Raw genomic sequence first — 22,684 nt, forward strand, 5'->3', positions numbered from 1 at the left:
GACTGTTACCAGAATGCGTTGGCGGAGCGGGTGAACGGGATTTTGAAAGGAGAGTTATTGCTACAAAGCCCGCAGGATTTGGCGCAAGCGCGGGAGATGGTGCGTGAAGCGGTGGATATTTACAACGCGGAGCGGCCGCATCATGCGTTGAAATACAGAACCCCCGATGCGGTACATAGGGGGTTCTGAGTAGAGAAATGCTAGTTGAAAATGTGTAAACCTATTTCAGGACTAGACATCTTTTCCCCTGTGCACTCACAGACACATTAATCCCCATGCTCTGCAAAGCAGCTTTGTCTGTTATCTCTCTATCATTGAACACTGAGTTAACTCATGTTTACTTTTTCACGTAACAGATAAACCAGTTTTTCAGCGCCGATGTTCAGCATGAGGCCAACTGATCTTGTCTGTGTAAAATCTTGTTTGTTGGCATACAAAAAGTTGTATAGATGACGGTCTGCAATGGGCTGGTGTGGGGTTCAAGATTCATTTGATATGGAACTGTCTGGTTCAATGCATACTTGCCAACCAAGGCATCAGGTTGTACCGAAACCTGAATCCTCCTTTCGTAGAAATGAGGGGGGTTGTCATATAGCAAACCTGCCTCAGGTCTTGTTCAACAGATGATCAACTCAGGTTGTATCTACACAGATGTACATATAGGTAACTGTCGTTGGTATAGATTTGCTTCCCAGGAGCTAACCAGCTCCCCTATCCTAGCGGCAGCACAATCTATACACGGGATATTGGTTACGGCCCTTCCCTACACAATTAAGTGTTGAAACTGAGCCTGACGCTGGCCCTGATACGCGAGACGTCAGTAACCGCTGCTCAACGATTCTGTTTAAAAGGCATATAAAAATGCCGCCCGGCTTTGCAACCGGGCGGCATTGATCATCTTCTGTTATCGAGGATGAGCTATCAGGCCGTCGCCAGCTTGGCCTGCTCTTCACCGCGCTTGAGCATGGCGTAGGAGACACCGGTCAGCAGTGACCCTGCTGCAATCGCCACGATATACATCATGACGTTGCTGATGGCGTGCGGGATGAACAGCACAAACAGACCGCCGTGGGGTGCCATCAGCTCGCAGCCGAACAGCATGGAGAGCGCACCGGTCAGGGCGCCGCCGACCATGCAGGCCGGGATGACGCGCATCGGATCCTTGGCGGCAAACGGGATGGCCCCCTCGGAGATAAAGCACAGACCCAGCACGAAGGAGGCCTTGCCCGCTTCCTGCTCCGCCTTGATGAACTTGGTACGGGCCAGGAAGGTGGCAATTCCCATCCCCAGTGCCGGAACCATACCGGCGGCCATCACAGCAGCCATGGGGGCGTAGGTTTTGGAGGCCAGCAGGCCGACCCCGAAGGCGTAGGCCGCCTTGTTGACCGGGCCGCCCATGTCAAAGCACATCATGGCGCCGATGATGACACCCAGCAGCACGGCGTTGGCAGAGCCCATGTTGTTGAGGAACTCGGTCATGGCATTCATGATGCCGGCCACCGGGCCACCCACCACATAGATCATCACCAGGCCGGTAAACAGGCTGGCAAAGAGCGGAATGATCAGGATGGGCTTGAGCGCTTCCAGAGTCACCGGCAGACGTACCTTGTCGCTCAGGTACTTGGCACTGTAACCGGCCAGGAAACCGGCCACGATGCCGCCAAGGAAACCGGCACCCAGCGAGCTTGCCAGCATACCGCCGATCATGCCGGGGGCGAGACCCGGACGGTCAGCGATGGAGTAGGCAATGTAACCGGCCAGCACCGGGATCATCAGGGCGAAGGCTGAGCCACCACCGATCTTCATCAGAGCGGCGGCCAGAGTGCCTTCCACCTTGAACGCTTCGATACCGAATACGAACGAGAGCGCGATGATAAGGCCGCCCGCCACCACCATCGGCAGCATGAAGGAGACGCCGGTTAACAGGTGCTTGTAGGGGCCGGCTTTTTCCTCTTTCTTGGGCTGGCTGGCGCCGCTGTGGCGATAGGTTTTCGCCTCACTCCACGCCTTGTCGAGCTCGGCACGGGTTTTCTTGAGCGCCGCGCCCGTGCTGGTGCGATAGACCGGCTTGCCGTCGAAACGGGCCATGTCCACCTCGATATCGGTGGCGAGGAATACCAGATCGGCAGCGGCAATCTCCTCGACGGTCAGGGCATTCTGGGCACCGACCGAGCCTTGAGTCTCGACGCGGATCTGATAACCCAGCTGTTTGGCCATGGTCTCCAACGCTTCTGCCGACATAAAGGTGTGGGCCACACCGGTCGGGCAGGCGGTCACCGCAACGATGCGCTTGCCAGCGGCGGCCGGTTTGGCGGCAGCATTGGCAACGGCGGTGGCGGCTTGATGGCGATAGAGGCTGGCACCGCTGGTTGCGGCTTCCAGCAAGGCAGCCGGATCCTGCAGGGCGAGATCCATGCTGCCCTGATAGACTCGCTTGCCATCATAGGCGGCGAGATCCACCGGGGCACTGGCGACAACCAGCACCAGATCGGCGGCAGCAATCTGCTCCTTGCTCGGTACTTGGCGGGGCTGCACGCTGGAGCCGACGTCGAGGGTGAGTTCCCAGCCAGCCAGTTTGGCCTGCTGTTCTATCCGTTTTTCAGCGAGAAAGCTGGTGGCAATGCCCGCCGGGCAAGCCGTAACCAAGATTGCTTTCATTGGGCATCTCCTGAGTTTTCCATTGAGGGGGTATGGCATTGAACCGGTGCCAGCGCATCCAGACGCTCTACGCGCACCTGTTCAAGTAAAGGGTTGAGCACATTGATATCGTCAAAGCCGACCGCAACCTGACTGACCGCCAAGGCCGAGACGGCGGTGGCCAGCCGCAGGGTCTGCTCTGGCGCCCAGCCAAGGCTGAGACCATGAGCGAGACCGGCCACCAGGGAATCGCCAGCACCGACCGTGCTGACCACCTGCATCCGCGGCGGAATGGCTTGCCAAACGGCATCTGTGGCAAACCATATCAGGCCATCGGCGCCGTTGGAGATCACCACGTTGGGGATGCCGCTTGCCTGCAGCGCGCGGGCACACTCGGCCTGCTCGCTCAGCGTCTTGATGGGGCGGCCTGCCCACTGGCTCAGCTCCTCCAGATTGGGTTTGACCAGGGTCGGCGCCGCCTTGATCCCTTCGCTTAAGGCCGCGCCGCTGCAATCGAAGATCACCTGCTTACCCTTGGCCTTGAGCAAGCGGATCAAATGGGCGCAGTAATCGGGGGCCACCCCTTTGGGCAGGCTGCCCGCCAGCACGAACCACTCGGCGTGAGGTGCCAATTGATCGATGGCCTGCTCCAGCGCGCTCACCTCCCCTTGCTGGATGGTGAGCCCCGGCAGGTTGAGATCGGTGACCCGACCGGACTGCTCGGAGATCTTGACGTTGATGCGGGTGCTGCCCGCCACGCGCACAAAGTGGTCATCCAGCGCCCGCTCTGCAAACAGGGAGACAAAGCTCTGCTCATTGTCTGCGCCCAGCCAGCCGGTGACGCCCACCTCGCGGCCCAAGTCCTTGAGCACCATGGCGACGTTGATCCCCTTGCCTGCGGCACGCAGGTTGGCCTCGCTCACCAGATTGACCTCACCCAAGCTCATTGCCTCGAGGCGAGTAGTGAGATCAAGGGCAGGGTTAAGGGTAATGGTGACAATCTTCATCAATGCGCCCCCTCGCCGAGACCAGCGGCAATGGCCTCACCGATCCCCTTGAGAGCCGCTTCGGCATCTGCCCCTTCGGCGCGAAATGCCAGACGGTGACCGCACTTGACCCCAAGGCCGATCACCTTCATCAGGCTCTTGGCGGAAACCGCTTCGCCGCTGCCATCCAGATTGGCCACCCGGATGTCGGATGCAAACTCTTTGGCCACCTTGACCAGCATGGCACCGGGACGAGCGTGCAGACCGTGGGGGTTGATGATGGTGAAGGTTTCGGAAAGACCGCTCGCGGGCCCTGCCTGCAACATGGCCAGCCCCTCAACGCCTGTGAGCGTAGCCAGCTGACCGGCAGCCGCCAGTTTAGCCAGATTCTCCAGCTGCGGCAGATGGCTGCTATCTGCGGCACAGAGCAGCAGCATGGCGCTGACCGGCAGATCCCCTGCCGTGAGGGCGCTACTCGGTGTGGCCAGCACCCAACCGGTATGGGCCGATGCTGTTTTCTGAACATTGGCCCGCGCCAGCCAGACGCCCTCGCCCAGGTAGGCGGGTTCACTTGCCAGCAGCGCGCTCACCATGGCGGCATCGCCCCAGCCCGCCGATTTGGCGCGGGCGGCTGCTCCCAGCAGCAACTGGTCGCGATCATCGGCCGGGAAGTCAACCAGGGTCAGGTATTGCACCTCTTTGGCGGCAGTGGTGCCAGTCAGGATGTTGATGATGGTGTCGGCATCGGTGGCCTCTTTGAGCTGGGCAGCCGCCTGCTCGTCACCCAGCACATGGGTGAGCTGGCGCAAAATGCCCAGATGCTCGTCGGACTTGGCGGCGATGCCGATAGCGACATAGGCGATCTGCCCCTCATCCCACTCGATACCATTGGGGAACTGGGCCACCATGACGCCGGTGCTCTTCACCAGATGACGGGTATCGGTGGTGCCATGGGGAATGGCGATGCCGCTGCCAAGATAGGTGGCATGCTGCGCTTCACGGGCCAGCATCCCATCCACATAGCCCGCTTCCACCAGACCGGCTTCGGTCAGTTTGCCTGCCAGCAGGGCAATGGCGTCTGACTTGGTTGCCACCGACTGTCCCAGCAAGATCTGCTCTCGCGCCAACTTCAACATAGAGACTCTCCATCAGGTTCCGGCCGCGCCGGTACGTCACAATTGAACATTCGGGTAACTCGCCAGCTGACAATAGACCCGAACACGGTTGACTGTGATCGGAGCCTGATTTTCAGGCCACTGGGTCTCTTCGTTGCTGACAGGCTGAATCGTTTCACTTACACTCAGACTGAATCGTTTCAGCGAATTGATCAAGTACCCACAAAGAGTGCTTTTCAATGATATGATCCCGCGCACACTTTTCGGTGCCCTCACCCGGCAGTGACCGTGGGCCTTGCAACTCAAACAGAGCCAATATGATGAAACTGGATGAAATCGCCGCCCTCGCCGGTGTCTCGCGCACCACGGCAAGCTATGTGATCAATGGCAAGGCCGACCAATACCGCATCAGTCAGGCTACCCGCGACAAGGTGATGGCCGTGGTCACCGCCCATAACTATCAGCCGGACAGCCGCGCCGCCTCCCTGCGTGGCGGCCAGACCAAGACTCTGGGCTTTATCCTGCCCGACCTTGAAAACGCCAGTTACGCCAAGCTGGCCAAACGGCTGGAACAGGGGGCCCGGGCGCAGGGATATCAGCTGCTCATCGTCTGCTCGGAAGATGAGCCCGCCACCGAAAAAGAGCTGGCCCAGATGCTGGTGAGCCGCCATGTGGATGCCCTGCTGGTGGCCAGCTGCCTGCCCCCGGACGACCCCTTTTACGGTAAATTGCAAGCGCAGGGCAGCCAGATCCTCGCCATCGACCGGGCGATGGCCGCCGACAAGTTCGTCACCGTCGCCAGTGAAAACGAGAAAGCGAGCTTTGATCTCACCAGCTCCCTGCTTACCCCGACCTTGCGCCATATCGCCTTGATCACCGCGCTGCCAGCACTCACGATCAGTCAGGAGCGAAAAACCGGTTTCGAGCAGGCGGTCGCCAGTCACAGCGCGGCTCGCCACCTGTGCGAGGGGGATCACTTCTCCCGTCTTGAGGGGTATCGCCTGATCAAAGATCTGCACCAGCAGCTGGGTCAGCTGCCCGAAGCGCTGATCACTACTTCCTATATCCTGATGGAGGGGGTACTAGACTACCTGTTGGAGCAAGAGATCGATATGAGCCAGCTCGCCATGGCCACCTTCGGCGACGATCGCCTGCTTGACTTCCTCCCCTTTGGCATCAACTCCCTGCCCCAGCAGCACGACGCGCTGGCGAGCCAGGCGCTGGATCTGGCGCTCAAGGCGGTGAACGGCGACTACCAGAGCGGGCTGCACTATGTGAGCCGCACCCTCAAGCGCCGTCGCTAACCTGACCGCAGCAGACCCGATTTGCTGTCAATGGGTGGGTAAAGCGAACAGATGACAATAAGGCTGCCAGCATCGGCAGCCTTATTGTTTTCCCCCACAACCCTACCCGCCCGCTTTGCTTTCTCTACCGTCTGGCCGACTAAACAACCGGCCTCCACACTCCTTTCACCCCGCTACTAAACGCCAACGCCACGACAAGGCACTCCCCCATCCGTGCTGCAACCACTTGGCTGACCTGTATCAATGAGCCCCTACCAGTCATTTTTTCGGTGCTATTTTCTGCAATTAGCTACCACTGTCATCATTTATTTCCACTTTTTGCCACAAGCCAGCACAAGAACCGTATAAAAGGGGTTGTTTCCGCTATTTTGATCCGCTAACGTGGCAACCATCTTTTACAACTGACAGGTTTTAGGTACAGATGTTCCCGTTCCGATATTGCTAGCCTCCGGCCCTATCCCCGGAGGCACCTTCTGATAACGCCAATCGGCCCCCTCTTGTTGACGTCACTGCTGACATCGCTACGTTCGGATGGATAACATGAATACCAAAACTCTGGGTTGTACCCTGTTGATTGCCGGCACCACCATAGGCGCCGGCATGCTGGCCCTGCCGCTGGCCTCCTCCTCCCTCGGCGGCCCCGCCACCCTGATGCTGATGGTCGGCCTCTGGGCCCTGATGGCCTTCACCGCCATGCTGCAAGTAGAGGCAAGCCTCAACACCGGCAAGTGGTACCTGCACCAGCTGGCGGATCATCTGCTCGGCCCCTGGGGCAAGCGCATCGCCTCCTTCTGTATCATGATGCTGTTCTACTCACTGGCCTCCGCCTACATCAGCGGCGGCAGCAGCCTGCTGGCACAGGCGCTGGCCGATGCGGGCATGACCCTCAGCCAGGAGCAGGCCGCCTGGGCCTTTACCCTGCTGTTTGGCGGCATGGTCTGTGTCGGCACCCGCTCGGTGGATTACCTCAACCGGCTGATGTTCACTGTCAAACTGGTGATCATGGTGGTGGTGCTGGCGTTGCTGCTGCCCCGCACCGAAGGACAGCATCTGCTCTCGATGCCGCTGGGTCAGGGCCTGTTACTGGCGGGCCTGCCGGTCATCTTCACCTCGTTCGGCTTTCACGGCTCCATTCCGAGCGTGATGCTCTACCTCGGTGACTGCCCCAAGCAGTTGCGCCGAGTCTTTGTCTGGGGCTCAGCCCTGCCGCTGATCCTCTACGTGCTGTGGCAGGTAGCAATCCTCGGTCTGCTCGGCCAGCAAGCCCTGCTGCAAACCGGTGGTGCGCTGGACAGCCTGCTGGCCAACGTCGGCAAGCTGGTGAGCTGGCCTGCGTTTAATCAGGCGATGCACCTGTTTGCCGATCTGGCGCTCGCCACCTCTTTCCTCGGGGTGACGCTGGGGCTGTTCGACTTTATGGCCAAGGTAACCCGCCGCAAGGACAACTGGCAGGGCCGCACCCAGACCGGCCTTATCACCTTTGTGCCGCCATTGCTGTTTGCCCTCTACTTCCCGCAGGGTTTTATCATGGCCCTCGGCTACGCTGCCATTGCGCTGGCGATCCTCGCGGTACTGCTGCCGGTGGCGCTGGTGTGGCAGAGCCGCAAGCAAGCACCCGCCCACCACTACCGCGCGCCGGGTGGCGTGGTGGCGCTGGGAGTGGCCGCCGCCATGGGCTTACTGATTGTCGGCGTACAGATCAGCGTCAGCCTCGGAATGCTGCCAGCGCTGTAATCCCCGATACTGAATGCCCCAAATAGCAAAGCCCCGCCAATTAACTTGGCGGGGCTTTTTGTTGGAAAAGAAATCAAGTGGATACAGGCATCAGCCATTAATTAAGACAGCGCCCCTTACCAAACAAACACCCAAACCTTCAGCTATATACCGACCTTTTTACTACCCAACCCTGAATAATCAGTTCAAAAACCGTTCATGCCCCTTCGCTACACTGCCCGCTCGTTTATCGCTATCAGGAGTTTGAAAACAATGATGTTGCACCTCAAGAAGAGCACCCTTGCCCTCGTCCTGCTTGCCGCCAGCGGCGCACTTAGCGCCGCCGAAATCGCCAACAACAATATTACCGAGGCGGAGATCAAGGCCGCGCAGGATGGTTGGGGCGCGGCGCTTATCAAGATCAGCGATGACTATCGCGCCGGTGGGATTGAGCGCGCCAAGGCGACTGCCGAGTCGGTGCTCGACAGCGCCTATGGCTACCAGCAGGGGCCAGTGCTGTTCAAACCCACCCTCGCCGGTGGCGAGCAGACCTTTCGCACCAACCGCGAGGGGGCGCTGGCCTACTTTGTCGGCAACAACAGCGCCTACCCCACCGACAAAGGGTTCGCCCTGAAAAACTGGCAGAGCTATCGCTATGACAATGCCGCCGTCTATATCAACGGCGACATGGCGCTGACCATGGGCAAGGTGCATCTGGTAGATCGCGACAACAAGGAAACTACAGTCGACAAGACCTGGGGTTTCAAGAAGGGGGATGATGGCAAGGTGCGTATCGTGCTACACCACTCCTCCCTCCCTTACGAGGGGTAATGACGGGGCGCAGCCCACCATCAACACGGTCAAAATACAGCCCTGCCACCTCGGCAGGGCTGTTTGTTTTGCGCCTGCGCTTGGCCGATGGCAAGTGAATAGATGACGGTCGTGCTAACGCAGTTTGCTGCTACCCTCAAGGCAAACCATTGAGATGCCGAGCAATATCGCGTCTCTCAACACCAGCCACTCGTTATCATCACACAAGGAGCCAGATACCATGACCATACTGCCTGTTTACGCGGCCCTGCTCGCCCTGCTGTTTGTGTTGCTGAGCATTAGAACCATTCGCACCCGCCATAGCCGCAAGGTGGCGCTGGGGCATGGGGATGATCCCGCCATGCTGCGCGCCATGCGGGTACACGCCAACTTTGCCGAGTATGTCCCCCTCGCCCTGCTGCTGGTCTATTTCGTCGAAACCGGCAACCAGACCCCCTGGCTTATCCATCTGCTGGGGAGCGCCTTGCTGCTTGGCCGCCTCTGCCATGCATTTGGCATGAGCCGCACGCCGGAGAACTTCCGTTATCGTGTGGCGGGAATAGGGCTGACCTTCACGGTGATCCTGGTGAGCGCGGCCCATATCCTGATCACGGCGCTGCTCCCCTGACCCGGCCGTCACGAATAGCTGGCGAAGCGGTCTGCCAGCCATACCCATCGGCTATTCTTCACTGCACAGATAGTCACAACAGTGCTGCTTAAACAAGCCCGATTCAGGAGTACGATATGAAGTGGATTGGCTGGTTACTGCTTGTCGGGCTGACTCCCGTTGCCCACGCAACCCCGCTAAAGCTGGCGGCAGCGGTCGAACACACTGCGATATTGCGCCCTTTTATTCATGACTGGTTTGGCCGGGCCGGCATCGACTTTCAGTTGATCCCCTGCACCTATGCCCGCTGCGAAAAGTTGATTGAGGCAGACCATGCCGTCGATGGCGATATGGCCCGGATCAAGGGCTTTGATCAGACCTATCCCCACTTGCTGCAGATCGGTGCCCCCATCTCGGAGGCGGCGATTTATGGTCAGCCAAGGGATAACCCGAGCTGGCCCCCTGCCAGGGGTACCGTGATTGGCTGCCTGCGTGGCATCCAGTGGTGCGAGCGCTTCCTCGGCAACTATCAGGTCATCTGGTTGAACGATGAGAAGCAGGGGCTTGCCCAACTGAATCGAGGCAAAGTGGACTGGCTCATCAAGATGCGCCCCGCCTCTCAACCTGCACTGGCGTCCCCCTGGCAGAAGATCACCAAAGAGCAGGTCTTTCTCTATCTCGATAAAAAGCACCGAGCGGAAATTGCGGCCCTGCTCAAGGTACAGCTGGCGTTTATCAATAACGGCCGCTGGCTGGCGATGCAAAAGCAGTACCTCTCCGCCATCTAGCGCTGCTCTCGCTGCACCACACAGAGCCGATTGTATGGCTGAAAAAAACAAAAAGCCCTGCCAGATTGGCAGGGCTTTTTCAGTCAACCGCATAGCTGGGGAGTCAAGCTCCCGAGCCGCTTACTGGTTGTGGGTAGAGCGACGTGGACGACGGGCCTGAGCCGGTTTGCCAGCGCCATCAGCCGGACGCTGACCACCTTGCGGCTTGGGCTTGCCACCGTTACCGGTACGTGCACCACCCGCATTGCCATTGGAGGCGGAACGACCGGCCCCTTGACGCTGGCCCTGACCTTGCGGACGCGGCGCACGGCGCTGCTCGCTCGGATCGCGGGGCTCTTTGCGCAGCGGCGCGCCGATACCACGGGCTATATTGTCCAGGGTCTCGCGGGAAGCTTCGAAACCGGCCACCTGCTCGCACGGAATGTTCTGCTTGGTCAGACGCTCGATCGCCTTGATAAGCTTGCCTTCATCGGCTGCAACCAGGGAGATGGCGTGACCGGCAGCACCGGCACGACCGGTACGACCGATGCGGTGAACGTAATCTTCCGCCACGTTCGGCAACTCGAAGTTCACCACCTGCGGCAGCTTGTCGATGTCCAGACCACGGGCGGCGATGTCGGTCGCCACCAGCACCTTGACGCTACCATCCTTGAAGCCGGCCAGCGCACGAGTACGGGCACCCTGGCTCTTGTTGCCGTGGATGGCGGCGGCGCTGACGCCGTTCTTGTCGAGGGTCTCGGCAACACGGTTGGCCATGTGCTTGGTACGGGTGAACACCAGTACCTGCTGCCAGTTGTTGCTGGTGACCAGATGACTCAGCAGCGCGATCTTGTTGGCCTTGTCGCACGGATGCACCAGCTGCTCGATACGCTCGGCAGTACTGTTACGCGGGGCCACTTCGATCACCGCCGGGTTATCCAGCAGACCGGTGGCCAGTTCGCGGATCTCGTCGGCAAAGGTGGCGGAGAAGAGCAGGTTCTGACGCTTCTTCGGCATCAGAGCCAGGATACGGCGGATGTCGCGGATAAAGCCCATGTCGAGCATGCGATCCGCTTCGTCCAGTACCAGGATCTCCACTTCGTCGAACTTGACGGCGTTCTGGTTGTAAAGATCCATCAGGCGGCCAGGACAGGCCACCAGCACGTCCAGACCACGGCGAGTCGCCATCATCTGCGGATTGATGCTGACGCCGCCGAAGACCACGTGGCTGCGCATCGGCAGGTGTTTGCCGTAGTTACGCACGCTCTCGCCCACCTGGGCGGCCAGCTCGCGAGTCGGGGTCAGCACCAGCGCACGAATGCGGTTCGGAGAGACCTTGCGCTTGCTCTCCATCAGACGTTGCAGCATCGGCAGGGTAAAGCCTGCGGTCTTGCCGGTCCCTGTTTGGGCCGCCGCCATCAGATCGCGGCCAGCCAGAACGGCGGGGATCGCTTGCTGCTGAATGGGAGACGGGGTGTCGTAGCCTTGTTCGGCAACGGCACGCAACAAGGGTTCGGCCAGACCGAGGGAAGTAAAACTCATAATTACCTGCTAGAGATAGGGGCGCCGGGGATTTGTGGTGGGGCTCCTCTGCTGAGCCGATGCCATCTCACAAGATCTGGGCCTATTGAGAAAACAACGATTTCCCCGGGGAGCAGAGCAAAGGGGAAAGAATAGAGGCGCAGTCTAACGGAGTTGCCCAGGATACACGAGAAAAATGTGATGCTCCTCCCAGCACGAACAGAAAATCCCCCTCCTGCCCCCCGAATAATCCCGTTGATTGATGTAGCACGCACCACACTATTAACTGGCAACACAATATCAGCCCTCGCAGGCATGGCTCGCAGGGCAAAAGCACGGGATAAAAGAACACCATAACGAGGTTTAGCTATGACCACGCCATATCGTCCCCGCGGCAGCTGGCAGGCAAGGATTGGCCTGCTGCTTCTGCTGCTAAGCCCTGCGCTGCAGGCCAGTCAGACTCTGACCGTGGCCTGGAGCCACTGGCCCCCCTTCAGCCAAATCAACAACCGGGGTGAGCTGGATGGGCTGGATGTCAGCCTGACCCGCAAGATCCTCACCCAGGCGGGCTTTGCCCCCAAGTTTCGCGAGCTTCCCTGGGCGCGGGCACTGCATCTGGTAGAGCACGATCAGCTGGATGTGGCGATGGCCGCCCTCCCTCTGCCGGAGCGCCAGAGCTATGCCCGCTTCTCGACCCCCTACCGCCAGAGTGCCTATGTGCTGCTGAGCAATGACCCGATTCCCGGCCATCAGGATCGCTGGGCGCAGCTCGATAATCTGCCCGCGTTGTGCAACGAGAAAGGGCTCAAGATAGGCAAGTTGCCCGGCACCCGCCCCATGCATCAGATGAATAGCTGCCCGGCGCTTAAAATGGCGACCGAATACAACGCCGATGAGCGGATGATCGATCTGCTGCTGGCCCGCCGCCTCGATGGCATCATCATGGAGTGGCAATATGCCCGCTACCGGCTGGCCCAGCTGGGGGCCGAAGAGTTTATCAGCTGCCAACTGTTGCTACACCACCAGCCGGTCAGCCTGATGTTTGCCAAAAACAGCGTGAGCGAAGAACAGATCCTCAAAATCAACGGGGCCATTCATGCCTTGCCCAAACCCCACAACAAGTTCTCGCCCCCCAGGTGTCGCCTCAATGCCGATCCGGGCGCCGCGGATCTGCTGACCCGCACCCTCCGCAAGCAATGATGGGATAAGCCGCCACCTGAAATAGCAAAGGCGACCCGAAGGTCGCCTTTTTGGTATTGTCGAACTTGTTCCCCAAACAGGAAGCGATCAGTCGATGAGCAGCAACAGCGATCAGCGCAGTTGCGGGGTATGGGTCAACACCCCTTGATTCTGGGCGCGATGGCGCAGCAGATGATCCATCAACACCAGCGCCAGCATGGCTTCGGCGATGGGCACGGCGCGGATGCCGACACAGGGATCGTGACGACCCTTGGTGATCATCTCGATTGCCTCGCCTTCGGTATTGATGGTCTTGCCCGGCACAGTGATGCTGGAAGTCGGTTTGAGCGCCATGCTCACCACGATATCCTGACCCGACGAGATCCCACCCAGAATGCCGCCCGCATGGTTGCTGGCAAAGCCCGCCGGGGTCATCTCGTCGCGATGCTCGGAGCCTTTTTGCTCCACTACCGCAAAGCCGTCACCGATCTCCACCCCTTTCACCGCATTGATGCCCATCATGGCATGGGCAATGTCGGCGTCGAGACGATCAAACACCGGCTCACCCAGGCCCACCGGCACATTGCTGGCAATGACCTGCACCTTGGCACCGATACTGTTGCCCTCTTTTTTCAGGTCGCGCATGTATTGATCCAGTTCTTCCAGCTTGCCCGCATCAGGGAAGAAGAAGGGATTCTGCTCAATCTGCGCCGCGTCAAACGCCTCAGCCTTGATGGGGCCGAGCTGGGAGAGAAAACCGGTGATCTCGATGCCGTGCACCTGTTTGAGGTACTTCTTGGCGATCGCCCCCGCCGCTACCCGCATCGCGGTCTCGCGTGCCGAGGAGCGACCACCGCCGCGATAGTCCCGCTGACCATACTTCTGGTGGTAGGTGTAGTCAGCGTGACCCGGCCGGAACAGATCCTTGATGTCGGAGTAATCCTTGGAGCGCTGATCGGTATTCTCGATGAGCAGCCCGATGGAGGTGCCGGTGGTCTTGCCCTCGAACACCCCGGAGAGGATCTTCACCTCATCCGGCTCGCGGCGTGGCGTGGTGTAGCGAGAGGTGCCCGGCTTGCGCCGATCCAAGTCTCCCTGCAGATCCGCTTCGCTGATCTCCAGCCCCGGCGGGCAGCCATCAACCACGGCGCCCAGCGCCAGGCCGTGGCTCTCGCCAAAGGTGGTGACCCGAAAGAGTTGACCAAAACTGTTCCCTGCCATGCGCGCTCCTGCTTAGTTCTTGTAGATGGCGAAATGATCCTGATACTGCACCAGCTCGTCACGGGTCATCACAAAGACGCCGTGACCGCCGTTTTCGAATTCAACCCAGGTAAAGGGGATCTCGGGGAACTGGGCTTCCAGATGGATCATGCTGTTGCCCACTTCGACCACCAACACACCGTTATCCTTGAGGAAATCTGCCGCATGGGCCAGCAGACGCTTGGTCAGTTTGAGACCATCGGAGCCGGACGCCAGCGCCAGCTCGGGCTCGTGACGGAACTCGTCCGGCAGATCCGACATATCTTCGGAGTCCACATAGGGCGGGTTGGAGACGATGAGATCGTACTTGTCGCCCGCCGGCAGATCGCGGAACAGATCGGAGCGGATCGGAATGACCTGCTGCTCCAGCCCATGATCGTTGATATTGCGCTCAGCCACGTTCAGCGCATCGATGCTGATGTCGATGGCATCGACTTCCGCTTCCGGGAACTCGTGGGCCATGATGATGGCGATACAGCCGGAGCCGGTGCACAAGTCCATGATCCGGGTCGGTTCATGTTTGAGGAAGGGCGCGAAACGGTTGGCCACCATCTCGGCAATGGGGGAACGGGGAATGAGCACCCGCTCGTCCACGTAGAACTCCCAACCGGCATACCAGGCCTTGTTGGTCAGGTAGGCGGCCGGTACCCGCTCCTGTACACGGCGGATAATCAGTTCGGCGATACGGTGACGCTCGCTGCTGGTGAGACGGGAGTGGCGCATGGCCGGGTCTACATCCGGTGGCAGATGTAACGCGGGCAGTACCAGCTGCACAGCTTCATCCCAGGCGTTGTCGGTTCCATGACCGTAAAAAATCCCGGCGTCGTTGAAACGACTCATGGCCCAACGCAACATGTCCTGGATGGTGTGCATCTCGGCAACCACCTCATCGATAAATATCTTGTCCAAATCCACCTCCAAGTCGAGTAATATCCGGCCCGAGCCCCGTTTACGTTGCGGGCAAGACGCATACCTAATACATGAGCATCTGATGAAAAAAACGCCCTCACCGACAGACGAGGAAACCCTGCTGTTCCGCGATGCGATAAAAGGTACCCGGAAAATCAAGCAAGATACCATAAGGGCCGAGTTACGCCCGGTCAAGCAGAAACGCGAATTGCGCGAAACCCGCGAAAAGCTTGGGGTTGACCACTATTTCAGCGATGAGTATCAGCCCCATCTCGACGATGATGGGCCGACCCGTTACGTGCGGGAAGATGTGTCAAAATTTGAGCTGAAAAAGCTCAAACGGGGCATTTATCCGCCGGAGATCTATCTCGATCTGCACGGCATGAACCAGCAGCAGGCAAAACAGGAGCTGGCCGCCCTGCTCACCCTCTGCCAGAAAGAGAACATTCACGTCGCCTCGGTGATGCACGGCATCGGCAAACATATTCTCAAGCAGCGCATTCCCAGCTGGCTGGCCCAGCACCCCAATGTGCGCGCCTTCCATCAGGCCCCCCGCGAATGGGGCGGCGACAGCGCCATTCTGGTGTTGCTGGATATCGAAGAGTAGTTAGCCAAACGACCACACTATACTGAATATCAATACGTTATTCGCCGTGGAGGTCGCATGTTTACACAGGGTTCCCATGCCGACATAAAGTCATCTCTCGACGCCATCGGCGCCGCCGTGGCGGTGTTCAGCCTCGACAAGGATGATCACTTTGTGCTGGTCTCTGCCAACGATACCTTTGCCAAGGCGTTCGAGCTGGATGTCCTTGGCAGCATTGGCAAACAGCTGAGCGAGATGTTCCCCCGCTACATCACCAATACCATCGAGCCGCCAATGCACGAATGTGTGCGCATGCAGACCGGGCTCGAGAGCGAGCTGCCCATCGACAGCCTCTCGCGTACCAGTTGGTGGCGCTTTATTCTCTCCCCAATCATCCCCGAGCAGGCACGGATCAACCGGATCATCGTGACCGCCATCGACATCACCGCCAGGATGCAGCTGGAAGAGGCGCTCACCACCAGTCGCCGCCGCTTCGAGGCAGTGGTCAACTCCGCCTATGACGGCATCATCAGTGTCAGCAGCGAGTCACGCATCGAGCTTATCAACACCGCCGCGTGTGAGATGTTCGGCATCGACGAAAGCTATCTCGGCAAGCGACTGGAAACCCTGCTGCCACAGCGTTTTCGCGCCAATCACGAAACCTATTTCAAAGCTTTCAGCAGCTCCCCCATCAATTCGCGCCCGATGCATGCCCGCGCCTCGGTGATGGGTCTGCGCCGCGACGGTAGCGAATTTCCGCTGGAGGTGACCATCGCCAAGATCAATCTGGGCCCGACCACCGAGATGACCGCCATCTTGCGGGATATCTCGGAGCGAGCCCGACTGGTGGAGGAGTTGAAGGTCGCCGCCACCACGGATCCCCTGACCGGCATTGCCAACCGGCGCCGGTTCAACGAACTGGTCAATGCCGAGATGCAGCGCTGCCAGCGTTTTGGCCATACCATGAGCCTGCTGCTGATCGATATCGACCACTTCAAGGAAGTCAACGATACCTTTGGCCATCAACAGGGGGATCTGGCGATCCTGAGTCTGGTGAAACGGATCAGCAAACAGCTGCGGGAGGTGGACATGCTGGGTCGTTGGGGTGGCGAAGAGTTTATCGTGCTGCTACCGGAAACCTCCCTCGAGCTCGCCTAGGCCAGCGCCGAGCGGATCAGGCTCGCCATCGAATCCCAGCACCATGCACTGGACGGGGCTCTTGAGATCTCCCTCACCATCAGTATCGGGATCAGTGCTAGCAAGGGCAGCCATGACACTGTAGAGAAGATGGTTAGACGAGCCGACACCGCCCTCTATCTGGCCAAGAAACAGGGGCGCAACTGCTGCCGCAAAGAGGAGCCGGAGCCGACTTAAGGACGCACGCCCCTGCTCTCTGGTGACACTGCTAACCTGTGCCTGCAGAGATAACCAACCGCAACGAATACAAAAGACAGCGCTACTCTCTTCGGTAGCGCTTTTTCTCGTCATGCTTTTGGTGCACTTTTCAATCACCACCATCAAGGGGACGGCTAAAGCGCAGTGGGCCGCCATCAGCCAGAGAGAGCCTCACCGACAGCATGCCGCCGTTGGGCAATTGCCAGTCGAAGAAGTCATCAAAACCGGCAATCGTTACGGCGCGGATCACCTTGGCGACCACACCGTGCGCCACCAGCAGTATCCGCTCCCCTTGCATGGTCGAAACAAGTTCCGTGATTCCCTGCGAGACCCGGGCAATCACCTCATCAATGGTTTCACCACCGGGAGGAGCTTCAGCCCAGCGCCGGGTGATATTGCGCGCCCACAGCTCGGGATAGCGTGTTCTTGCCTCTACCTGCGAACAGGCCGACATCCCGCTCACGAAAGGCAGGCACAAGCTCCACAGGCAATCCCAGCTGACGAGACAAGATGGCAGCGCTCTCCCTTGTTCGCAGCAGGGGAGATGCCAGCAGCCGATCGAACGGCGGCTCTGTCACTGCTACCTTCTCAGCCAGCCGGGATATCTGGCGTACGCCATCGTCGTTAAGTCCGATATCCAGCGCGCCCTGATAACGCCCTTCCGCATTGGCCTGCGTCTCGCCATGGCGGATAACTACCAGCTCCATGTCAACCTCCCTTGTTGGGGCTACCTTGGTTTTACTTCCCTTTGCGATAACGGGGATGCTCGTCCTGGATCGACAACCAGGGCAGCTGGCTGTCGGTATGGATGTGATAGGTTGGTGCAACAGTCTCTGGATTATCGAGAGAGGCGATAGCCAACGTGAGTAGTCAGGTACTGGGTGCAGCGATACGTGAGGGTGGAGCCACACTCGGCGCAAAATCCCCGTCGGATAAAATCTGAAGACGCATACTCGGTCGGTTTGCCGCATAACCACTGCACCTGTTCGGCGTGAAAATCCATCCAGGCCCCGACCGGTGCCCCCGTGGTGCGCTGGCAATCCCGACAGTGACAAAAATCGGCCGCAAAAGGTGCAGTCAGCACCTCATATCGGATCGCCCCGCAATGACAACCCCCCTTCATCTCGCACCCTAGTTGCAATTTTGGGTAATGACTCCAATCAGTTGAAATGGTGTCTTTCTATAAAGGCACCAATCACTTTCTCGTGGAGCTCAACGGAACGAGAGAAGCAGATGGTCTTGCGAGCCAATCGCTTGATGCGCATTCTGAGCGTCGGGTTGTTACGCTCGATACGCTGGGTGAATATCTTCCCGGTCAGATGCATCTCGCTCGGCACCTCTCTGGCATAGCTTCCCCAATCATCACTGGTGATAAAGCCTATCTGGAACGGAGAAAGCAGGCTCAGCAACCGACGGCATGTCTCATCGTTGCGTGGGCCAAAGGTATATGCCACGACTCGTTTTCTCTTGGTATCAAAAGCATACCAAAGCCAATGTCGATGCTGTTTGTTGCCAACATAGGCCCATTGCTCATCAAGTTCACAGATAAGTGCCACGTCATCGAGCACCACCTTTTCGGAGGTTACTTGCCTTGGGGTGAGTTTTTTAGGGTGCGTATGACTGTGTTGATGCCAATCTTGAGGACGCGAGCAGTATCACGAACACCTGAGCCGTTGAACGCCATATCAACAATCTTGTCTTTGACGCCAGGCTTGCGGGCTTCATAGGTGTAGGTGAGCTGAAACACGTGCGGACAGACGGGGCAACGATAGCGAACATGGCCGGCAGGGGTCTTCCCATGGCGATATACGTGGTCAGAGTTGCAGCGAGGGCAGTGAACGGTGATGGATGCCATGAAGCTGTCGGTCTCAAAAGAGTTCATCATATCAACTCAACCGATCGGATGCATCACCCACCTTGTGATATTCAGTGCAGCTGAAACAAAGGAAAAGAACCCAAACGAAAACGCCAGAGCGTGATCTTTCGCCCATTTTTAGAACAGTAGAGACGGCCAGGTGGCCTGCCATACGGTCATTGTTCGTGATGAAAAAAATGGCTGACAGGCTCAACCTGTCAGCCATCATCAATGTTCAAGAAAAATGCTCAAAATAGCCGGATGTCAGGCACGCACGGCACGGATCAGGATATTGCGCGGGGTCATGGGTTTGGCACAGAACTCCCCCACTTCGACCCGATAGCCCTGATCTTGCAAAAAGAGCGCGCGATCCAGCGCCAGCCAGATCTCGAGGGGACGGCGAAACAAATGACGCACCAGCTCCATGCGGGCGACATCACCAAAGCGGCGCTCCCCGTGTTCCAACCAAGCGGGGTAGTCCAGCCCGGCGGGCAGCACAATCCCTTTGCGCTCTGCAGCCCAAACGCAGAATGCCTCAAACGTGCCGGTCAGCAGGCTCTTTTGCATATTGGGCACCGGCAGATACTCATCCACCCCGCGCACCTGACGCTGCAGACAGTCAAACCCGAGCCGCCACACCACTTCCTGCTCGCGCAGGCGGGCGATCCGCGCACCGCCAGTCACCGTCTCCTGTAGCGGCAACTTGAGATCCGCCTTGCTCAACACCAGCTCGCTGGCGCTGGCCGCGGCTGACAGCGGGCGATAGTGGCTGGTACGGATCAGGTGGTAACAACAGGGAGAGATGGTCACTCCGCGGGCACTGCGCTCGGCCACCCGCTCCAGCAGATGGGTGTGCAGCTCGCCGCAGGCATGGAGTGCCATAGCGTGATGTTCGGGGGCGATCAGCGCCGCCGACTCGGGGGCAAAAGCATCGGCGCAGGTAAAGGTCATATTGGCGCCATCCCGCTCGGCCAGCAGCCGACCTTCGTCACAAAGCTGCCCTTGCAACTCCAGACTGAGGATCGGAGCCTGTCGATGAAGTGATACCAGCCGCCCAAGGTGGCCCTTGCCGGCACACCACTCCAGATAGGGGCCCTGATGGGCAGGCAGACAGGCGGTGAACGACTCGATCTGAGCCTGCTTGCGCCCCGGCATATGCAGCGCCATCTCCTTGCTGCAGGTGATGGGCTCCGGGGTAAACGGGGCAAGCTGGCTGAGTTGCTGCAGCTTGGTCCCCTCGGCAATCCAGGGGGCAAGCAGACTGCTGAGTGCATCCATATCCGCATCGAGCTCCGCCAACTGGGCAAGGGTCAGCCCATTGAGCAGTGCCGCCAGTTCGGGTGCCTCATCGACAAAGGCCATGGTCAGATGATGATATGGCTGATACTGCCACCAGCGTTTGTAGCGGGTGAGCAGTCGATCCAGTTGTTGAAAACGTTGAGCCAGCACGAATGCCCCTGCCTTGCAGTCAAAAAGGAGGCTCATTCTAGCGATCCCGCTTCAAATTGCACTCTCAATACCAAACGATCAGCGCCGCGCAACACCACAGCCAATCTTGTGAGCCAGGGCAGACCTGACAAAGTACGGGGTTTTATGCTATATTCCGCCCCCTCTTTCACGCGCCCCGCCCAACGCGGGACGCTTTACACTAGCTATGGGACCAACAACATGACCATCAACGCCATTCTGCAAGCGCGCGCGGGCGCCAAGTGTGAACTGTGCAGCGCCGAGCAGGCGCTGACCGCCTTCGTGGTGCCTCACTCCCCCGCCAGCGACGATGATCACAGCGTTGCTATCTGTGACACCTGCCGTGGTCAGCTGGAACAACCGGATACCCTGGTGGTGAACCACTGGCGTTGCCTGAGTGACAGCATGTGGAGCCAGGTGCCTGCGGTGCAGGTGATGGCATGGCGCCAGCTCAAAGCACTCTCCGGCAAGGGTGAAGTGTGGGCTCAGGATCTGCTGGACATGATGTACATGGAAGACGAAGCCAAGGCTTGGGCTGAAGCTGGTATTGCTGACGAAGATGACGACAGCGTACCGACCGTTGACTCCAACGGCGCCGTGCTGCAAGAGGGCGACTCCGTTACCCTGATCAAGGATCTGGACGTGAAAGGCGCCGGTTTTACCGCCAAGCGCGGCACCCTGGTCAAGGGCATCCGTCTGACCAACAACCCGCTCCATATCGAAGGCAAGGTCAACGGCGTGCAGATCGTACTGGTTGCTGCCTACCTGAAAAAGGCCTAAAGCCAAGGGCGATTGCTCTGCTGTCTACTACCAGAGCACATGCACAACGAAAAAGGATGGCGTCACGCCATCCTTTTTTATACCCGCTTGCCGTAAACGGCCAACCTGAGCCCATAACAGGCCAGCCAAAGCAACAAGGCGCATCCGGATGGACGCGCCTTGTTTACATGGCCGATGCCGTTAACCGGCAGCGAAAAAGGTCACTCAGGAGGAGAGCTTGCCATCCAGCTCGGCAATCTTGGCCGACCAGTAGGCAGGACCGGTTTCGTGGATATTGTTGCCTTCGGAATCGACCGCAACGGTCACCGGCATATCTTCCACTTCAAACTCGTAGATCGCTTCCATGCCGAGATCGGCAAAGGCCACCACGCGCGCCTTCTTGATGGCCTTGGCCACCAGATAAGCGGCGCCGCCTACCGCCATCAGATAGACGGCCTTGTGCTGCTTGATGCTCTCGACGGTTTTCGGGCCACGCTCGGACTTGCCGATCATGCCGATAAGGCCGGTTTCACCCAGCATCATATCGGTGAACTTGTCCATCCGGGTAGAGGTGGTGGGGCCTGCCGGGCCGACCACTTCGTCGCGCACCGCATCAACCGGGCCAACGTAATAGATAAAGCGGTTGGTGAAATCGACCCCTTCCGGCAGCCCTTCGCCATTTTTCAGCATGTCGGCGATGCGCTTATGGGCGGCGTCGCGACCGGTGAGGATCTTGCCGGAGAGCAGCACGGTATCACCGCTCTTCCAGCTGGCCAGTTCGGCCTTGGTGATGCCATCGACGTTGACGCGGCGCACGTTGCCACCCGCTTCACGGGTGATCTCCGGCCAGTCACTCAGTTTCGGCGGAGTCAGTTCGGCAGGGCCTGAACCATCCAGCTCGAAGTGAACGTGGCGGGTCGCGGCGCAGTTGGGGATCATCACCACCGGCTTGGAAGCGGCGTGAGTTGGCGCGGATTTCACCTTCACATCCAGCACAGTGGTAAGACCGCCCAGACCCTGGGCACCGATCCCCAGCTTGTTGACCTTGTCGTAGAGCTCGACCCGCAGCTTCTCTTCGGTGGTCTTGGGGCCGCGGGCGATCAGCTCCTGAATGTCGATGTGCTCCATCAGGGCCTCTTTGGCCAGCACCGCCGCTTTCTCGGCGGTACCGCCGATACCGATGCCCAGCATGCCGGGCGGGCACCAGCCTGCGCCCATGGTCGGCACGGTTTTCAGTACCCACTCGACGATATCGTCCGAGGGGTTGAGCATCACCATTTTGGATTTGTTCTCGGAGCCGCCGCCTTTGGCCGCGATGCTCACTTCCACCTTGTTGCCGGGGATCATGTCGATATGAACCACGGCAGGGGCGTTGTCTTTGGTGTTTTTGCGACTGCCGGCCGGATCGGCCAGCACGGAGGCGCGCAGCGGGTTGTCAGGATTGGTGTAGGCACGACGGGTCCCTTCGTCCACCATCTCCTGCACTGTCATGTCGCTGTCCCACTGAACTTGCATGCCGATCTTGACGAAACAGGTCACGATGCCGGTGTCCTGGCAGAGCGGACGATGACCTTCGGCGGACATGCGGGAGTTGATCAGGATCTGGGCCAGCGCATCTTTGGCGGCCGGGTTGGCCTCACGGTCATACGCCGCTTTGGCAGCCTGAACAAAATCCAACGGGTGATAATAGGAGATGTACTGGAGGGCATCTGCGATAGAATCGATGAAATCCTGTTTTTTTATAATGCTCATATCATCCTCACTGGTCCTTGTCTCTGCCACAGAGCAGGGCAAGGGCTTCCATATGATGGGCC

19 protein-coding genes and 2 pseudogenes are annotated in these 22,684 nt (G+C 59.0%); 10 read left to right on the forward strand and 11 right to left on the reverse strand.

Annotated elements, in window-relative coordinates:
* On the forward strand, window positions 1-189 hold a 189-nt coding region (locus AB5Y90_RS14980; RefSeq protein ID WP_368167111.1), incomplete at its 5' end, for an integrase core domain-containing protein.
* A gap of 732 nt (window positions 190-921) precedes the next feature.
* Here the strand turns inward: AB5Y90_RS14980 and fruA are convergent.
* The 3 genes from fruA to fruB are packed head-to-tail and all read right to left on the reverse strand — an operon-like array spanning window position 922 to window position 4,759.
* Window positions 922-2,658 (reverse strand): PTS fructose transporter subunit IIBC, encoded by a 1,737-nt coding sequence (fruA, locus tag AB5Y90_RS14985; protein WP_307896755.1) that lies wholly within the window; start codon window positions 2,656-2,658, stop codon window positions 922-924.
* Window positions 2,655-3,644, reverse strand: coding sequence for a 1-phosphofructokinase (gene pfkB / locus AB5Y90_RS14990; RefSeq protein WP_259588633.1), 990 nt, complete (start codon window positions 3,642-3,644; stop codon window positions 2,655-2,657). The genes fruA and pfkB overlap by 4 nt, the downstream gene beginning before the upstream one ends.
* Window positions 3,644-4,759, reverse strand: a complete 1,116-nt coding sequence (fruB, locus tag AB5Y90_RS14995) for a fused PTS fructose transporter subunit IIA/HPr protein (RefSeq protein ID WP_368167113.1) — start codon at window positions 4,757-4,759, stop codon at window positions 3,644-3,646. Before fruB ends, pfkB begins: the two co-directional genes overlap by 1 nt.
* Before the next feature lie 296 nt (window positions 4,760-5,055).
* On the opposite strand from fruB, the gene cra reads away from it, so the two are divergent.
* The 5 genes from cra to AB5Y90_RS15020 all read left to right on the forward strand — a co-directional run bounded on the left by cra (window position 5,056) and on the right by AB5Y90_RS15020 (window position 9,960).
* The gene (gene cra / locus AB5Y90_RS15000) at window positions 5,056-6,042 is read left to right on the forward strand and encodes a catabolite repressor/activator (protein ID WP_307896752.1); all 987 of its coding nucleotides are present in this window, start codon (window positions 5,056-5,058) and stop codon (window positions 6,040-6,042) included.
* Between the two features lie 540 nt (window positions 6,043-6,582).
* Window positions 6,583-7,776, forward strand: coding sequence for an aromatic amino acid transport family protein (locus AB5Y90_RS15005; RefSeq protein ID WP_307896751.1), 1,194 nt, complete (start codon window positions 6,583-6,585; stop codon window positions 7,774-7,776).
* A gap of 252 nt (window positions 7,777-8,028) precedes the next feature.
* Entirely contained in the window at window positions 8,029-8,586 is a 558-nt protein-coding gene (locus tag AB5Y90_RS15010; protein WP_058057663.1) for a hypothetical protein, read from the forward strand.
* Window positions 8,587-8,806: 220 nt separating this feature from the next.
* Window positions 8,807-9,193 (forward strand): MAPEG family protein, encoded by a 387-nt coding sequence (locus AB5Y90_RS15015; RefSeq protein ID WP_307896750.1) that lies wholly within the window; start codon window positions 8,807-8,809, stop codon window positions 9,191-9,193.
* Window positions 9,194-9,309: 116 nt separating this feature from the next.
* A complete protein-coding gene (locus tag AB5Y90_RS15020) occupies window positions 9,310-9,960 on the forward strand; it encodes a hypothetical protein (RefSeq protein ID WP_279504795.1) in 651 nt (216 codons plus the stop codon).
* Window positions 9,961-10,080: 120 nt separating this feature from the next.
* On the opposite strand, the gene AB5Y90_RS15025 is transcribed toward AB5Y90_RS15020, so the two are convergent.
* A complete protein-coding gene (locus AB5Y90_RS15025; protein WP_005333194.1) occupies window positions 10,081-11,481 on the reverse strand; it encodes a DEAD/DEAH box helicase in 1,401 nt (466 codons plus the stop codon).
* A 348-nt stretch (window positions 11,482-11,829) separates the two neighbouring features.
* Here AB5Y90_RS15025 and AB5Y90_RS15030 point away from each other — a divergent pair, with 348 nt between their 5' ends.
* On the forward strand, window positions 11,830-12,660 hold the full coding sequence (locus AB5Y90_RS15030) for a substrate-binding periplasmic protein (protein ID WP_368167116.1): 831 nt from the start codon (window positions 11,830-11,832) through the stop codon (window positions 12,658-12,660).
* 111 nt (window positions 12,661-12,771) lie between these two features.
* Here the strand turns inward: AB5Y90_RS15030 and aroC are convergent, their stop codons facing one another.
* Together aroC and prmB are read right to left on the reverse strand one after the other, a co-directional pair.
* Window positions 12,772-13,860, reverse strand: coding sequence for a chorismate synthase (gene aroC / locus AB5Y90_RS15035; RefSeq protein ID WP_005345334.1), 1,089 nt, complete (start codon window positions 13,858-13,860; stop codon window positions 12,772-12,774).
* A 12-nt stretch (window positions 13,861-13,872) separates the two neighbouring features.
* A complete protein-coding gene (prmB, locus tag AB5Y90_RS15040; RefSeq protein WP_005360393.1) occupies window positions 13,873-14,808 on the reverse strand; it encodes a 50S ribosomal protein L3 N(5)-glutamine methyltransferase in 936 nt (311 codons plus the stop codon).
* An 82-nt stretch (window positions 14,809-14,890) separates the two neighbouring features.
* On the opposite strand from prmB, the gene smrB reads away from it, so the two are divergent.
* Both smrB and AB5Y90_RS15050 read left to right on the forward strand, forming a co-directional pair.
* Window positions 14,891-15,415, forward strand: coding sequence for an endonuclease SmrB (gene smrB / locus AB5Y90_RS15045; protein WP_005333198.1), 525 nt, complete (start codon window positions 14,891-14,893; stop codon window positions 15,413-15,415).
* A gap of 57 nt (window positions 15,416-15,472) precedes the next feature.
* A pseudogene (locus AB5Y90_RS15050) lies at window positions 15,473-16,768 on the forward strand (diguanylate cyclase).
* Between the two features lie 130 nt (window positions 16,769-16,898).
* Here AB5Y90_RS15050 and AB5Y90_RS15055 read toward each other — a convergent pair.
* From AB5Y90_RS15055 to AB5Y90_RS15070, 4 genes and pseudogenes are all read right to left on the reverse strand, one after another.
* Window positions 16,899-17,700: pseudogene (locus AB5Y90_RS15055) on the reverse strand (histidine phosphatase family protein).
* Entirely contained in the window at window positions 17,628-17,912 is a 285-nt protein-coding gene (locus AB5Y90_RS15060; protein ID WP_368167118.1) for a GFA family protein, read from the reverse strand. The pseudogene AB5Y90_RS15055 and the gene AB5Y90_RS15060 overlap by 73 nt, the downstream one beginning before the upstream one ends.
* A 37-nt stretch (window positions 17,913-17,949) precedes the next feature.
* Window positions 17,950-18,644, reverse strand: a protein-coding gene (locus AB5Y90_RS15065; RefSeq protein WP_368167137.1) for an IS1 family transposase whose coding sequence is annotated in 2 segments (ribosomal slippage) — window positions 17,950-18,398 and window positions 18,398-18,644 — 696 coding nt in all. Because the reading frame shifts where the segments join, the coding sequence is not laid out codon by codon here.
* A gap of 264 nt (window positions 18,645-18,908) precedes the next feature.
* Window positions 18,909-20,129: a methyltransferase gene (locus AB5Y90_RS15070; protein WP_368167120.1), complete on the reverse strand. Its 1,221-nt coding sequence runs from the start codon at window positions 20,127-20,129 to the stop codon at window positions 18,909-18,911.
* Between the two features lie 183 nt (window positions 20,130-20,312).
* Between AB5Y90_RS15070 and AB5Y90_RS15075 the strand changes: the two genes are divergently transcribed.
* Window positions 20,313-20,891, forward strand: coding sequence for an alkylphosphonate utilization protein (locus tag AB5Y90_RS15075; RefSeq protein WP_005333203.1), 579 nt, complete (start codon window positions 20,313-20,315; stop codon window positions 20,889-20,891).
* 204 nt (window positions 20,892-21,095) lie between these two features.
* Here the strand turns inward: AB5Y90_RS15075 and AB5Y90_RS15080 are convergent, their stop codons facing one another.
* The gene (locus tag AB5Y90_RS15080) at window positions 21,096-22,622 is read right to left on the reverse strand and encodes a fumarate hydratase (protein WP_201910792.1); all 1,527 of its coding nucleotides are present in this window, start codon (window positions 22,620-22,622) and stop codon (window positions 21,096-21,098) included.
* Window positions 22,623-22,684: the final 62 nt, after the last annotated feature.

The organism is Aeromonas sp. R4-1 (genome assembly GCF_040908325.1).
In the GTDB taxonomy this organism is placed as follows: Bacteria; Pseudomonadota; Gammaproteobacteria; order Enterobacterales; family Aeromonadaceae; genus Aeromonas; species Aeromonas veronii.